The following is a 13,589-nucleotide window of genomic DNA, read 5'->3' as shown; positions in this document are numbered from 1 at the left end:
AGGTCCAGACATTAAAAAAGGCGCATCCGAATGGAGCGCCTTTTTTCACAGCGAAGAAATTAATTCATGCCGTATTTTTTCAGTTTCTTACGCAGCGTACCGCGGTTGATACCCATCATCAGGGCTGCACGGGTCTGGTTGCCACGGGTATATTGCATCACCATGTCCAACAGAGGCTGCTCTACTTCAGCCAGTACCAGCTCATACAGATCATTAACATCCTGACCATTCAGTTGAGCAAAATAGTTCTTCAGTGCCTGTTTTACCGAATCACGCAGCGGCTTTTGCGTCACCTGATCCTGTGAGTTAACGGTAGAAACGGTCAGTACGTCAGAATTTACGCGTTGTTCGAACATAGTTCTGTCAGCTCTTTATTTCGTTTACGCAAGTTTTTCGAAGTATGCCTCCAACGCCTCCAGCTGTTCGCTGGCATCCTCAATGGCGTTGAATGTGCGCCGAAACTGGTCGTTTGGGGCGTTTTCCTGGAGATACCAGGAAACGTGTTTTCGTGCAATACGGTATCCCTTGCCGTGACCGTAAAAGTCGTGCAGTTCCCGTATATGCCCGATGAGCAAGCGCTTCACTTCTGCCAGCGGCATGGGTGGGAGCAACTCCCCAGTGTCCAGATAATGCTGGATTTCCCGGAAGATCCACGGTCTTCCCTGAGCGGCGCGTCCTATCATCAGAGCATCAGCTCCCGTATAGTCGAGCACCGCCCTGGCCTTGTGCGGGTCAGTAATGTCTCCGTTCGCGATAACCGGAATGGAAACGTTCTGCTTAACTGTCCGAATGCTGTCGTATTCAGCGTTGCCATTGAACAAACAGGCGCGGGTTCGGCCATGAATGGTCAAAGCCTGGATACCACAACGTTCAGCCAATTGGGCAATTTCAGTGCAATTACGATTATCTCTATCCCAGCCGGTACGAATCTTTAAGGTAACCGGCACCTCTACTGCATTAACCACAGCGGTAAGAATATTCTTCACCACGTCGGGATATTGCAGCAGCGCAGAGCCTGCCATCTTACGATTAACTTTTTTGGCCGGGCAGCCCATATTGATATCAATAACCTGAGCGCCGGACGCAACATTAATCCGTGCCGCTTCAGCCATTTCATCAGGATCGCAACCGGCAATCTGCACGGCGCGAATTCCGGGCTCGTCACTATGTACCATACGCAAACGAGACTTATCGCTGGCCCAAACTTCTGGGTTTGACGACATCATCTCGGAAACGGCCATTCCGGCCCCCATCTGATAACAGAGCGTTCTGAAAGGCCTGTCAGTAATACCGGCCATCGGAGCGGCTATCAGTTGATTACGGAGCTGGTGTTGTCCAATGCGCATGAAAGAAGTGACCGTATCTACTCGCAAGGCGGCGTATATTACGCATTTTTTACTGAAGATGAAAGGCCAAACTTTGAACAATCATTGGGTAAAAATCATAGAAAAGTCGGTTACTCCATGACCCTCAAAACTTTGTCCTTTAAAAACATGCATTTAAAATTTCTCGATTAAATTGTGTGCAAAGATTTTTATTAAAATGTGATCTCATCCACAGGATAAAAGCGTCTTTCCGGCGCTTAAAACCACAGATATGACATCAATAACGCCTCTGCAACCCGCTATGGCTTTATCTGGATAGCGTTAAGGCACCATCTTATTCCACGATTTGCCGGCCATATCACGCCTTCCGTACAGGGCGGCGTGGTCAGGGAACCGCTGAACCGGTAATAATGTTTATCCTGCGGAAAAAGCAACGCTAAAGAGAGGTTTTTCGGCAGATTTCCCGCGACAGGATCGCTGATATCAATGGGTGACTGGTATCGTCCTTTATTGCAGAAAAACCACTGCTCGTTGAGTTCGCTCCAGTGCCCTGGTGAAGCACTCCCTTTATAGGACCATTGATTTTCTGCAAGGACCGATGCCGCCCAGGCCAGCGGCAAGCTCAGCAGCACGGCTATTGTTTTTTGCATCATGCTATCCCTTTTTTGTTTATCAGAGGCGTCTTTAATCCGTGCTGATAGTACAAAAAACAGACAGCTATCTGTAAGCAGAAAAGAGGAAAAAGGAAATGGCGCGTTGCGATAGCCACTCACAACGCGCGGGCAGGCAGGCTTAGCGGCGAATACCGGTAATGCGGCACCACTCCTCTTTTTCCGCCACAGGGTCAAGCTCAAAGCGTTCGCTGTAAGCTTCACAAACGCTGTCTGCCTGACTGGCAAGAATACCCGACAGACCTAAGTGGCCACCCGTTTTCGGCAGGACGCTGATAAGCGGTGCTAGCTCACGTAGCGGTCCGGCAAGGATATTCGCGACCACCACATCGGCGCTCAGGTTATCTGGCTGCTGGTGGGGCAGATAGAGCGATAAGCGCCCGGATACGCCATTGCGCTCAGCATTGTCGCGGCTGGCCTGAATGGCCTGCGGATCGATATCGATCCCGATCGCCTGCGCAGCGCCAAGCTTCAGGGCCGCGATAGCAAGAATACCGGAGCCACAGCCGAAATCGATCACGGTTTTGCCCTGTAAATCCAGCCCGTCAAGCCAGCTCAGGCACATAGCGGTCGTAGGATGCGTACCGGTTCCAAAAGCGAGACCCGGATCGAGCATCACATTAACCGCAGTGGGATCGGGCACGTCGCGCCAGCTTGGGCAGATCCATAAACGTTGCCCAAAGCGCATCGGGTGGAAATTTTCCATCCATTCGCGTTCCCAGTCTTTATCTTCGATCTGTTCGATCTTATGGCGAAAGCCCTGGCCCAGCAGCGGATCCTGTTCCAGCAGGCTAACCACTTCCGCCATATCCGTTTCGGCATCAAACAGGCCGATAGCATCGGTATCGCCCCACAGGCGCGTCTCGCCCGGCAGCGGCTCAAACACCGGCGTATCGTGAGTATCCTGGAAGGTTACCGACACGGCTCCCTGTTCCATTAACAGGTCACCCAGCGCTTCTGCATCCGCGCCGGTTGTGTTGATCTTGATTTGTATCCAGGGCATAGCGATTCTCTTTATTCATACAGTGAGGAGGCGTCCGACGCTGAAGCCGGGCGACCAAACTGGTTACCGATAATAAATGCCAGCAGGCTTAACAGCAGGGCCGGCACGATAGGATGAAAGCCTGCTGGCTGCAGCTGCAGCGCTGCCAACAGGGTATAACAGGTCGCGCCGACAATCATCGCGCTCAGAGCGCCAGCGGCATTGGCTTTTTCCCAATAGAGGCCTAACACCAGCGGCCAGAGAAAGACCGCCTCCAGCCCGCCGAACGCCAGCAGATTCAGCCAGATCAGCATATCGGGCGGATTCCACGCCGCCAGCAGCAGCAGCATTCCCAGCACCAGCGTAACGATGCCGGAAAGACGGCGCAGCCGTGGCTCGTTCTCCAGCTGCTGTGGATAAAGCCGCAGATAGAGATCTTTAACGATCGTTGCAGAGGATTGCAGCAGCTGAGCATTGATCGTCGACATAATTGCCGCCATCGGCGCGGCCAGAAAGATCCCGGCGGCAAAGGGCGGCAGGACGGTCAGCATCAGGGTGGGAATAACCCGATCCGGGATAGTCAGATCGGGCAACAGCGCACGACCGAGCGCACCGGCCAGATGCATACCAAAAACCAGCACCGAAACCACAATCGTGCCAACGATAATGCCGCGATGCACCGCTTTGCTGTCTTTATAAGAGATGCAACGCACGGCGGTATGGGGCAGGCCGATAACGCCAAAACAGACCAGAACAATAAAGGAAGAGAGAAAAGTGGGCGTAATAATATTATCGACGCCCTGCGGCGTGACCAGACGCGGATCGATATGCTGTAGTTTACTCACCGCCGCATGCATACCGCCTGCCTCATGTATCACGGCGAACAGCAGCAAAAAGGTGCCGATCAGCATCACCAGTCCCTGCATCGCATCGTTCAGCACGCTGGCACGAAAACCGCCGAACGCGGTATAGAGCGCAATGGTGCCGCCGAAAATCAGCAAACCGGTATCGTATGGAATGCCTGCTGCGGTTTCCAGCAGCCGGGCGCCGCCGATAAACTGTACGGTCATGGCACCAACAAACGCCACCAGCAGGCTAATACTGGCCAGCCAAACCACCAGCGAGCTGCGGTAGCGCGCGTAAAGCATATCGTTAAGGGTTACCGCATTGTAACGTCGCGCCAGAATGGCGAACTTTTTACCCAGCACGCCAAGCGATAACCAGACGGCGGGAACCTGAATCATCGCCAGCAGTACCCAGCCCAGCCCATATTTATATGCTGCGCCAGGCCCGCCAATAAAGGAGCTGGCGCTGATATAGGTAGTGGTCAGCGTCATCGCCAGTACGAAGCCGCCCATAGAGCGCCCGCCAAGAAAATATTCGTTAAGAAAGTTTCCCTGACGGCGTTTACGCATGGCGTAGACCGAGAGCAGGGCAATCAGCAGCAGGTAACCAAGCAGGGGAAGAATAACTTCAGTTTGCATCCTCATCCTCCAGCGGAATATCACGGAAGCAGACGCGAACCATCAACCAGCACAGGAAAATAAACAGCAGGGGCGCAAACAGACAGGAAAGCTCGAACCAGCGCGGCAGGCCGGTAAAGCCGGGTTGTACACCGCCCAGCCAGGCTGAAAGCGCCCAGACGGTAAGATAAGCCACTGCCAGCCAGAAGGACCAGCGGGCCTCACGGTGTGCCTGAATAAAGCGCGTATCGAGAGAAGTGCTTTTCATCATCAGCAAAACCAGAAAGAAAAAAGGCCGGACAAGCCGGCCTCAGACAGGACAACAGAAAAATTATTTCTCTGCCAGACCCAGCTTTTTCTCCAGATAGTGGATATTGGTACCACCGTGCTGGAAGTTTTCATCGCACATGATCTTCATCTGCAGTTCGACGTTGGTTTTAATCCCGTCGATGATCAGCTCAGCCAGCGCGTTTTTCATGCGGGCAATCGCCACATCACGGTTTTCACCGTAAGTGATCAGCTTGCCAATCATGGAGTCATAGTACGGCGGCACGGTGTAACCGGCATAAATATGCGATTCCCAACGTACACCAAAACCACCCGGCGCATGGAAGCGCGTGATTTTGCCCGGACTTGGCAGGAACGTATTCGGATCTTCCGCGTTGATACGGCACTCCACCGCGTGGCCTTTCACCACCACTTCTTCCTGTTTGATCGACAGCGGCTGACCTGCAGCGACACGCAGCTGCTCTTTGATCAGATCCACGCCGGTAATCATTTCGGTCACCGGATGCTCAACCTGAATACGGGTGTTCATCTCAATAAAGTAGAACTCGCCGTTTTCATACAGGAATTCAAAAGTACCCGCGCCGCGATAGCCGATCTCAACGCAGGCCTGGGTGCAGCGCTCACCGATATAACGGCGCATTTCAGCGGTAATACCTGGTGCTGGCGCTTCTTCCACGACTTTCTGGTGACGGCGCTGCATAGAACAGTCGCGTTCAGCCAGATAGATCGCGTTGCCCTGGCCGTCAGCCAACACCTGAATTTCGATGTGGCGCGGGTTTTCCAGGTACTTCTCCATATAAACCATGTCGTTGTTGAAAGCGGCTTTCGCTTCCGCACGCGTCATGCTGATGGAGTTTTCCAGTTCTTTATCGCTGCGGACAACGCGCATACCGCGTCCGCCGCCGCCGCCGGAGGCTTTGATAATAACCGGATAGCCGATACGTTTCGCGATCGCCCGGTTCTTATCCATATCATCGCCCAGCGGGCCGTCAGAGCCAGGTACGCAAGGCACGCCCGCTTTTTTCATCGCGTTAATCGCGGAAACTTTATCGCCCATCAGACGAATCGTTTCGGCACGAGGACCGATGAAAATAAAGCCGGAGCGCTCAACCTGCTCGGCAAAATCAGCGTTTTCTGACAGGAAGCCGTAGCCCGGGTGAATCGCTACCGCGCCGGTGATTTCCGCAGCGGAGATCAATGCCGGAATATTCAGATAGCTTTTTACAGACGGCGCCGGACCGATACAAACAGTCTCGTCTGCCAACAGCACATGTTTTAAATCACGATCCGCGGTGGAGTGTACTGCAACGGTTTTGATGCCTAATTCTTTGCAGGCACGCAAAATACGCAGGGCAATCTCACCACGGTTGGCAATAACAATTTTATCCAGCATGGTTCGCCTCGTTATTCGATGACGACCAGGGGCTCGTCAAACTCAACAGGTTGACCGCTCTCGACCAGGATAGCTTTAACCACGCCCGCCTTGTCTGCTTCGATCTGGTTCATCATTTTCATGGCTTCAACGATGCACAGGGTATCGCCGATATTCACCTTCTGGCCCACTTCAACAAACGCTTTAGCGTCCGGGCTCGGGGTACGGTAGAACGTCCCGACCATTGGTGAGCGAACAATGTGACCACTCAGTTCAGCGGCGGCAGGCGCTTCGATAGCCGGCGCGCTGGCTGGGGCAACGGCGGTCGCCAGCGCCGGCTGCGGAGCCGGTACGGCGTAAGCCTGTTGCATCATGGGATAAGGAGCGGCTGCAGGTGCGCGGCTGATACGAACTGATTCTTCGCCTTCGGAAATTTCAAGTTCAGCGATACCGGATTCTTCAACCAGTTCGATCAGTTTTTTAATCTTACGAATATCCATGAGTGTGGTTCCGTACTCTGTTTAATTTGATTTTGACAGGCGTTTTACTGCCGTTTGTAAAGCCCAGGAGTAACCGTCGACGCCAAGTCCACAGATTACGCCGGCAGCAATATCAGAAAGCCAGGAATGGTGGCGGAAAGACTCACGGGCATGCACGTTGGTGATATGTACCTCAATAAAGGGAATATCCACCGCCAGCAACGCATCACGTAGCGCTACGCTGGTATGCGTGAACGCCGCCGGGTTGATAATGATGTAATCAACATTGCCTTTCGCCTCGTGAATACGATCAATCAGAACGTGTTCTGCATTCGACTGTAAATGGCTTAATTTCACATTTAACGCGCTGGCCTGCGATGTCAGATCGTCTACGATCCCGGACAGCGTGTCGTGCCCATATTTGTCTGGCTCACGCGTCCCCAATAAATTGAGGTTGGGGCCATTCAAGAGCAGAATATGAAAATCATGCGCCATTTTGCTGCTATCTCCTGCAATAAGTGAGGCATCGCGTAAAATACCTCGTGAAAAGCCATTTGTCACCTTTCTGAAGTGAAAAGAGTCTTTCATAGCAACCGAAGCCGGGCATTATATCTATTTCGTTACTTTTCGCAGCTAAATACTGGTCGTATCTGCGGAGATTATCAACGCGGGTGGCAAAAGTTTCCTGGGAGTTAGACAGATATGTGGGATGCGGCACAAATTATGCCGCTATTTAGACCACCATCGGCGAAGTTTCTTATAACGCCAGGCCAGCAGGATTATTGCCAGTAATGCGTAAATAAGCGGCTGCGGAGAGATCACTTTTACCGACCAGATATAGTGAACTGGCGCGAGAATCGCCACCAGATAGACAAAGTTATGCAGCGTTTGCCAGCGAGTCCCCATTTTACGCTGGAATTTTTGTAACGAGGTTACCGCCAGCGCCAGCAGAATCGCCCAGCTGATAATGCCCAGCGTTAAATAGGGACGTGAAATAAGCTCTGAACCCAGCAGCGACAGATTACTGATCCCCAGTTCCAGCAGCGCATAGCTCACCAGATGCAGCGTAGCCCAGGCAAAGCACCATAAACCCAGCAGGCGGCGTACACGAATCAGCAGCGGCTGACGGCCATAGCGCGCCAGCGGGGACACCAGCAGCGTAGCCAGCAAAAACTTTAGCGCCATACGCCCGGTAAAATGCTGAATATCTTTTGCCGGATCGGCGCTAAATCCTGTGCCCTGCACGATGGAAAATATCAGCCACAGCAAGGGCAGTAATCCCGCCAGGTGCAGCAGAACCTTCAGCCCCGTTATCTGTTTTAACGTCAGGCGCACTCAGTAATTCTCCCTTAAATCAAGCCCGCGGTAGAGCGAAGCAACCTGCCCGGCATAGCCGTTAAAGAGCTGCGTCGGCTGACGTTTCACATCCAGAATGCCGCCGCTGCCGATAAAGCGTTCGCTGGCCTGCGACCAACGCGGATGGTCCACATGCGGGTTGACGTTGGCAAAGAAGCCGTACTCATTCGGCGCCAGCTGATTCCAGGTCGTTGGCGGCTGCTCACGCGTTAGCCTGATATGAACAATCGATTTAATGCCTTTAAAACCATACTTCCACGGTACCGTCAGGCGGATCGGAGCGCCGTTTTGCGGCGGCAGCGCTTTGCCGTAAACGCCGGTGGTAAGCAGCGTCAGCGGATGCATCGCTTCATCCAGACGCAGTCCTTCAACATAGGGATAATCCAGTCCACCGCCAATAAAGCGATCTTTTTGACCTGGCATCTGGTCGGGCGCATAAAGCGTCTGGAAAGCGACATAGCGCGCATGACTGGTGGGTTCAACGGCTTTCAGCAACGCGCCCAGCTCGAAGCCGACCCAGGGGATCACCATCGACCAGGCCTCCACGCAGCGCATACGGTAAATACGCTGCTGCTGGGGAAAGCGTTTAAAGATATCGTCCATATCCAGCGTGAGCGGTTTCGCCACTTCACCGTCGATGCGGATTTTCCAGTTTTCAGTTTTCAGCGTGCCGGCGTTGGCGGCAGGGTCCGCTTTATCCAGACCAAATTCATAAAAATTGTTGTAACCGCTGACTTTGTCTTCTGGCGTGAGCGGCAACGCGGCCTGCCACGCCTCGGGTTTGCTGAAATCCAGCGGGCGGCCAGCGGGCGCAGGCGGACGATCGTTGCCCCTGAACCAGGAAAGCACATCGGCACGTGCGCCTCCCGGCACGCTGAGCGCCGCCGCGCCCAAACCCAGCGCCTTAAGCACCTGACGACGCTGCTGGTGGAAAATCGTTTCGGGGGTGACATCCGCTTCGGTGAGCTTATTTACCGGCTTCATGGTTCTACTCCTGTGCAGGCTCTCCGCAGCGCTGGCGGAGAGCAGATAACTAAGCATGAAGCAAAACGTCGAACCAGCGCAGTTTTTCAGGTGAAAATATGAAATTTCCTGGCGTGCTTTATCCCTGAGCGATTTTCACCAGCGTACGACCCGTGACTTGATTATCCAGCAGGCGCTGGGCGGCATCAGCCGCTGCCGATAAAGTCACCTCGGTGGTGGCCTGTTGAAAGAAACTGGCCGGTATGGTTTTCACCAGGCGTTTCCAGGCTTCAATCCGTCGGGGCGCTGGCGTTTGCACCGAATCCACACCCTGCAAACGAACATTGCGCAGAATAAAAGGCATGACAGAGGTGGGCAGCGCTGATCCGCCAGCCAAACCACAGGCGGCCACCACGCCGGAATAGTGCATTTGCGCCAGCACCGAGGCCAGCACCTTATCACCAACGGTATCGATCGCGCCTGCCCAGCGCTGTTTCTCCAGCGGGCGGCTTTCAGTTGCAAACTCGCTGCGCGGCAGGACTTTTACAGCACCAAGCTGACGCAAGTAATCCGTATTGCTTTCCCGGCCGCTGACGGCGGTGACCTGATAGCCCAGCGCGCTGAGCAGAGCCACTGCCGTACTGCCGACGCCGCCGCTGGCACCGGTCACCAGTACATCACCTTTATCCGGGGTAATGCCGCCTTCCTCCAGCGCCATAACGCACAGCATGGCAGTAAAACCCGCCGTGCCCAAAATCATGGCCTGACGCGCCGTCAGTCCTTCCGGCAGCGGCACCAGCCAGTCGCCATCGACTCGCGCCTGTTCCGCCAGGCCGCCCCAGTGCGTTTCACCCACGCCAAAGCCGGTTAGTAAAACCTGCTGTCCCACATGGAAGCGTGGATCTTCGCTGTGGTGCACGGTGCCTGCAAAGTCGATGCCGGGCACCATCGGAAACTGGCGAATAATTTTGCCTTTACCGGTAATTGCCAGCGCATCTTTATAGTTGATGCCCGACCAGCTAACATCTACGGTCACATTACCTGGCGGCAGCTGCTGTGGCGAAATATCGCTCAGCGCTGCGTGATAAGCGCCGTCAGCTTGTTCAATCAGTAAAGCCTGCATGAGATTCTCCTGAATTTTGTTAGTCGATGGTAACGATAAAGTCTTTGGCAACTATACTCGCCGAATGGTAGCAGAGGCTGACCCGCCGCAAATAAATCGCAGGCTATTGATTTTTTTAGCGCTGGCCGGGCGAATAACCTCCATATGTTTACCCTCTGACACCCGCTTCTCATCGTGGCGGCGTAGTCATAACGCAGTGAAAAAGGCACAGGGATGCGATCAACCACAAAACTCTCAGCGTTTGTAACGCTGCTTATTACTCTGGCAATAGTATTAATGTTGGCGGGCAGCACGCTGAGCTTTTTCTGGCTACGTAGCGAATGGGCTGAGCAGCAGATAGAGACGCTGAAAACAGAAGTGGATCAGGCGCTGCTGACCCAAAGTCCTGCCGAGCTGACGCCATGGCTACGGCGTACAATGCCGCTTATGGATATAGAACGCTTACAGATCCTCGGGAAAGAAAAAGCCATTCTTGCGCTTTCTCACCGTCAGTATCCTCTACTTGATGACGTTCCCAATCGCTTCCGCCGTTACGATCTGCCGCTAATGCATCAGCCCGGCTGGGTATTGCGTGTTGAGGTACTTGATCCGGCGAATACCTGGTTTAAATCTTTTATCGGTTCCTCGGTGATTATTGCCGTTGTGCTGGTAGCGGCATTTATGTTGCTGCTGCTGGTGCCTACACAGCGCTGGTTATGGCGTCAGCTCAAAGGAATGGAGAGCCTGGAAAAGCGAGCAGAACGCATTATTGACGGCGAACGGCGTGGGATTGGCCGCGGCAACGTCAATGAGTGGCCATCGAAAGCCTCCACGGCTATCGATCTGCTGCTGGACGATCTCCTGGAAGCGGGCGAGCAGCGTACCCGCATTGATACCCTTATCCGCGCCTTTACTGCGCAGGATGCGGCGACCGGCCTGAATAATCGGCTCTTTTTTGATAATCAACTGGCGACCCTATTAGAAGATCAGGAAAAAGTGGGCACGCACGGTGTGGTAATGATGATCCGTCTGCCCGATTTCGACAGCCTGAGTGAAAGATGGGGTAGCGGGGCGGTACAGGATTATCTCTTTTCCCTGGTCAATATGCTTTCGACGTTTGTTATGCGCTATTCCGGCGCTCTTCTGGCGCGCTATTTTCGCAGTGATTTTATGGTGCTGTTGCCGCACCGCACGCTAAAAGAGGCGGACGGCATCGCGGCTCAGCTAATCAAAGCGGTTGATGCGCTGCCGCCGACGGTAATGATCGATCGGCAAAATATGATTCATATCGGCATTAGCGCCTGGCGTAGCGGACAAACCACACAACAGGTGATGGAGAGCGTTGAGCAGGCCACACGCCATGCTGCGTTGCAGGGCGGCAACACATGGGTGACGGCGGAAGGAACGGATGTGGATGGCGGACGCGGCAGCGTTAAATGGCGTACGCTGCTGGAGCATACGCTGAAGCGCGGCGGCCCACGGCTCTATCAAAAGCCGGCCGTACTGCGCGATGGTCGGGTGCATCATCGTGAGATGTTGCCGCGCATTTTTGACGGCGAAAAAGAGCTGCAGGCAGCAGAGTTTATGCCGTTAGTACAGCAGATGGGACTGGCTGAGGCGTACGACCATCAGCTGATGCAGCGTATTATGACGCTCTCTGCCTGCTGGCCGGAAGAGACGCTGGCGGTGCCGATGACGATTGATTCATTATTACAGCCGACATTTCAGCGAACGCTGCGTGATATGCTGCTGCAGTGTACTAAATCGCAGCGGCAACGTTTTTTATTTGAACTTGCTGAGGCAGAAGTGTGTCAACACTTCAATCGTTTGCAACCGGCGCTGCGATTGCTTAAAGGTTTTGGCTGTCGTCTGGCGGTCAGCCAGGCTGGCTTAACGGTAGTCAGCACCGCCTATATTACCCAGGCGGGCGTTGAGCTTATTAAGCTTCATCCGGGTCTGGTGCGTAATATTGAACGACGAACTGAAAATCAGCTGTTTGTGAAAAGCTTAATTGAGGTGTGTAGCATGACGCCGGCGCAGGTTTTCGCCGCAGGCGTCAGAACGCGGGAAGAGTGGCAAACGCTGTCAGCGCTTGGTGTTGCAGGTGGCCAGGGCGACTTTTTCTCTACTTCACAACTGGTTAATAGTAATGTGAAAAAATATTCGCAAAGAGTTCGGGTTTAGCCGGATGATTTGACATAATGGCGCGCGGTTAAGGAGCCAGCGGCTAGTTGCGGCTGCCAACCGCCGTGGAATTTAAATGTTAGATTTTATAACTGTTATGTCCGCTTATCAGCCCGATTTCGCGGGTATTCAGCTGCTTTTTCGGCCGAATATTGCTGCATCCGTTCGATGAGGTGGTAACAAGCGCGAGATAGCATGATTTTTCACCGAAGTAGAACGTTTTTGCGCCTTGTGGCGGCTTCGCGTGGTTGGTAAAGTAAGCGGATTTTATTTTCCGCCCCCAGCTTGCAGGATTATCCTTTAGTATGTTTAAAAAATTTCGTGGCATGTTTTCCAACGACTTGTCCATTGACCTGGGTACCGCGAATACCCTGATCTACGTCAAAGGCCAGGGTATCGTGCTGAATGAGCCCTCAGTCGTTGCCATCCGCCAGGATCGTGCCGGCTCTCCCAAGAGCGTTGCGGCTGTCGGTCATGATGCAAAACAGATGCTTGGTCGTACGCCAGGCAATATTGCCGCTATTCGTCCAATGAAAGATGGCGTAATCGCTGATTTCTTTGTTACTGAGAAAATGCTGCAACACTTTATTAAGCAGGTGCATAGCAACAGTTTTATGCGTCCCAGCCCGCGCGTGCTGGTATGCGTTCCGGTCGGCGCTACTCAGGTTGAGCGCCGCGCAATCCGCGAATCTGCTCAGGGAGCAGGCGCGCGTGAAGTTTTCCTGATCGAAGAACCAATGGCTGCCGCAATCGGCGCAGGCCTGCCGGTATCTGAAGCAACCGGTTCTATGGTAGTGGATATTGGTGGCGGTACCACCGAGGTCGCGGTGATTTCTCTTAACGGCGTGGTCTACTCCTCCTCCGTGCGTATCGGCGGCGATCGTTTTGATGAAGCTATTATTAATTATGTACGCCGTAACTACGGCTCACTGATTGGTGAAGCAACCGCAGAACGTATCAAGCATGAAATCGGTTCTGCCTATCCGGGTGATGAGGTTCGCGAAATCGAAGTGCGCGGCCGTAATCTGGCTGAGGGCGTACCGCGTGGCTTTACCCTTAATTCCAACGAAATCCTGGAAGCCCTGCAAGAGCCGCTAACCGGTATCGTTAGCGCTGTAATGGTTGCGCTGGAACAGTGTCCGCCAGAGCTGGCATCCGATATTTCAGAGCGCGGCATGGTCCTGACCGGCGGCGGCGCGCTATTGCGTAATCTTGACCGCCTGCTGATGGAAGAGACCGGCATTCCGGTCGTGGTAGCGGAAGATCCGTTGACCTGTGTCGCTCGTGGCGGCGGTAAAGCGTTGGAAATGATCGACATGCACGGCGGCGATTTGTTCAGCGAAGAATAATCTGCCAGAAGGGAGTGCGCGGCGAAAGCAACACTCCCTTTTTTTGATGTCGGGG

General features: G+C 53.7%; 14 protein-coding genes. 2 read left to right on the top strand and 12 right to left on the bottom strand.

All coding sequences use genetic code 11. From position 1 onward, the window contains the following. Positions 1–59: 59 nt before the first annotated feature. The 12 genes from fis to acuI form a co-directional block, all read right to left on the bottom strand. Positions 60–356, bottom strand: coding sequence for a DNA-binding transcriptional regulator Fis (gene fis / locus B1H58_RS05360; protein ID WP_000462905.1), 297 nt, complete (start codon positions 354–356; stop codon positions 60–62). 24 nt (positions 357–380) lie between these two features. Next, on the bottom strand, positions 381–1,346 hold the full coding sequence (dusB, locus tag B1H58_RS05355) for a tRNA dihydrouridine synthase DusB (RefSeq protein ID WP_085072236.1): 966 nt from the start codon (positions 1,344–1,346) through the stop codon (positions 381–383). A gap of 278 nt (positions 1,347–1,624) precedes the next feature. Further along, the gene (locus B1H58_RS05350) at positions 1,625–2,098 is read right to left on the bottom strand and encodes a carbonic anhydrase family protein (RefSeq protein WP_237172455.1); all 474 of its coding nucleotides are present in this window, start codon (positions 2,096–2,098) and stop codon (positions 1,625–1,627) included. Between the two features lie 19 nt (positions 2,099–2,117). Beyond that, positions 2,118–2,999, bottom strand: coding sequence for a 50S ribosomal protein L11 methyltransferase (gene prmA, locus B1H58_RS05345; protein ID WP_085068411.1), 882 nt, complete (start codon positions 2,997–2,999; stop codon positions 2,118–2,120). Positions 3,000–3,010: 11 nt separating this feature from the next. Continuing rightward, entirely contained in the window at positions 3,011–4,462 is a 1,452-nt protein-coding gene (gene panF / locus B1H58_RS05340) for a sodium/pantothenate symporter (RefSeq protein WP_085068409.1), read from the bottom strand. Then, a complete protein-coding gene (locus B1H58_RS05335; RefSeq protein ID WP_237172454.1) occupies positions 4,452–4,712 on the bottom strand; it encodes a YhdT family protein in 261 nt (86 codons plus the stop codon). The genes panF and B1H58_RS05335 overlap by 11 nt, the downstream gene beginning before the upstream one ends. Positions 4,713–4,772: 60 nt before the next feature. Beyond that, a complete protein-coding gene (accC, locus tag B1H58_RS05330) occupies positions 4,773–6,122 on the bottom strand; it encodes an acetyl-CoA carboxylase biotin carboxylase subunit (protein ID WP_085068407.1) in 1,350 nt (449 codons plus the stop codon). An 11-nt stretch (positions 6,123–6,133) separates the two neighbouring features. Then, positions 6,134–6,601, bottom strand: coding sequence for an acetyl-CoA carboxylase biotin carboxyl carrier protein (accB, locus tag B1H58_RS05325; RefSeq protein ID WP_085068405.1), 468 nt, complete (start codon positions 6,599–6,601; stop codon positions 6,134–6,136). Between the two features lie 21 nt (positions 6,602–6,622). Next, the gene (gene aroQ / locus B1H58_RS05320) at positions 6,623–7,075 is read right to left on the bottom strand and encodes a type II 3-dehydroquinate dehydratase (protein ID WP_085068403.1); all 453 of its coding nucleotides are present in this window, start codon (positions 7,073–7,075) and stop codon (positions 6,623–6,625) included. A 234-nt stretch (positions 7,076–7,309) separates the two neighbouring features. Beyond that, positions 7,310–7,915: a protein-methionine-sulfoxide reductase heme-binding subunit MsrQ gene (gene msrQ, locus B1H58_RS05315; protein WP_085068401.1), complete on the bottom strand. Its 606-nt coding sequence runs from the start codon at positions 7,913–7,915 to the stop codon at positions 7,310–7,312. After that, entirely contained in the window at positions 7,916–8,920 is a 1,005-nt protein-coding gene (msrP, locus tag B1H58_RS05310; RefSeq protein ID WP_085068399.1) for a protein-methionine-sulfoxide reductase catalytic subunit MsrP, read from the bottom strand. Positions 8,921–9,038: 118 nt separating this feature from the next. Further along, entirely contained in the window at positions 9,039–10,022 is a 984-nt protein-coding gene (acuI, locus tag B1H58_RS05305) for an acrylyl-CoA reductase (NADPH) (protein ID WP_085068397.1), read from the bottom strand. A 213-nt stretch (positions 10,023–10,235) separates the two neighbouring features. Between acuI and csrD the strand changes: the two genes are divergently transcribed. After that, on the top strand, positions 10,236–12,185 hold the full coding sequence (gene csrD / locus B1H58_RS05300; RefSeq protein WP_085068395.1) for an RNase E specificity factor CsrD: 1,950 nt from the start codon (positions 10,236–10,238) through the stop codon (positions 12,183–12,185). Between the two features lie 305 nt (positions 12,186–12,490). Next, the gene (gene mreB, locus B1H58_RS05290) at positions 12,491–13,534 is read left to right on the top strand and encodes a rod shape-determining protein MreB (protein WP_003855260.1); all 1,044 of its coding nucleotides are present in this window, start codon (positions 12,491–12,493) and stop codon (positions 13,532–13,534) included. Positions 13,535–13,589 lie beyond the last annotated feature (55 nt).

It is taken from the genome of Pantoea alhagi, from assembly GCF_002101395.1.
GTDB classification, from domain to species: domain Bacteria; phylum Pseudomonadota; class Gammaproteobacteria; order Enterobacterales; family Enterobacteriaceae; genus Mixta; species Mixta alhagi.
This window is presented reverse-complemented; position numbering and strand designations above follow the sequence as displayed.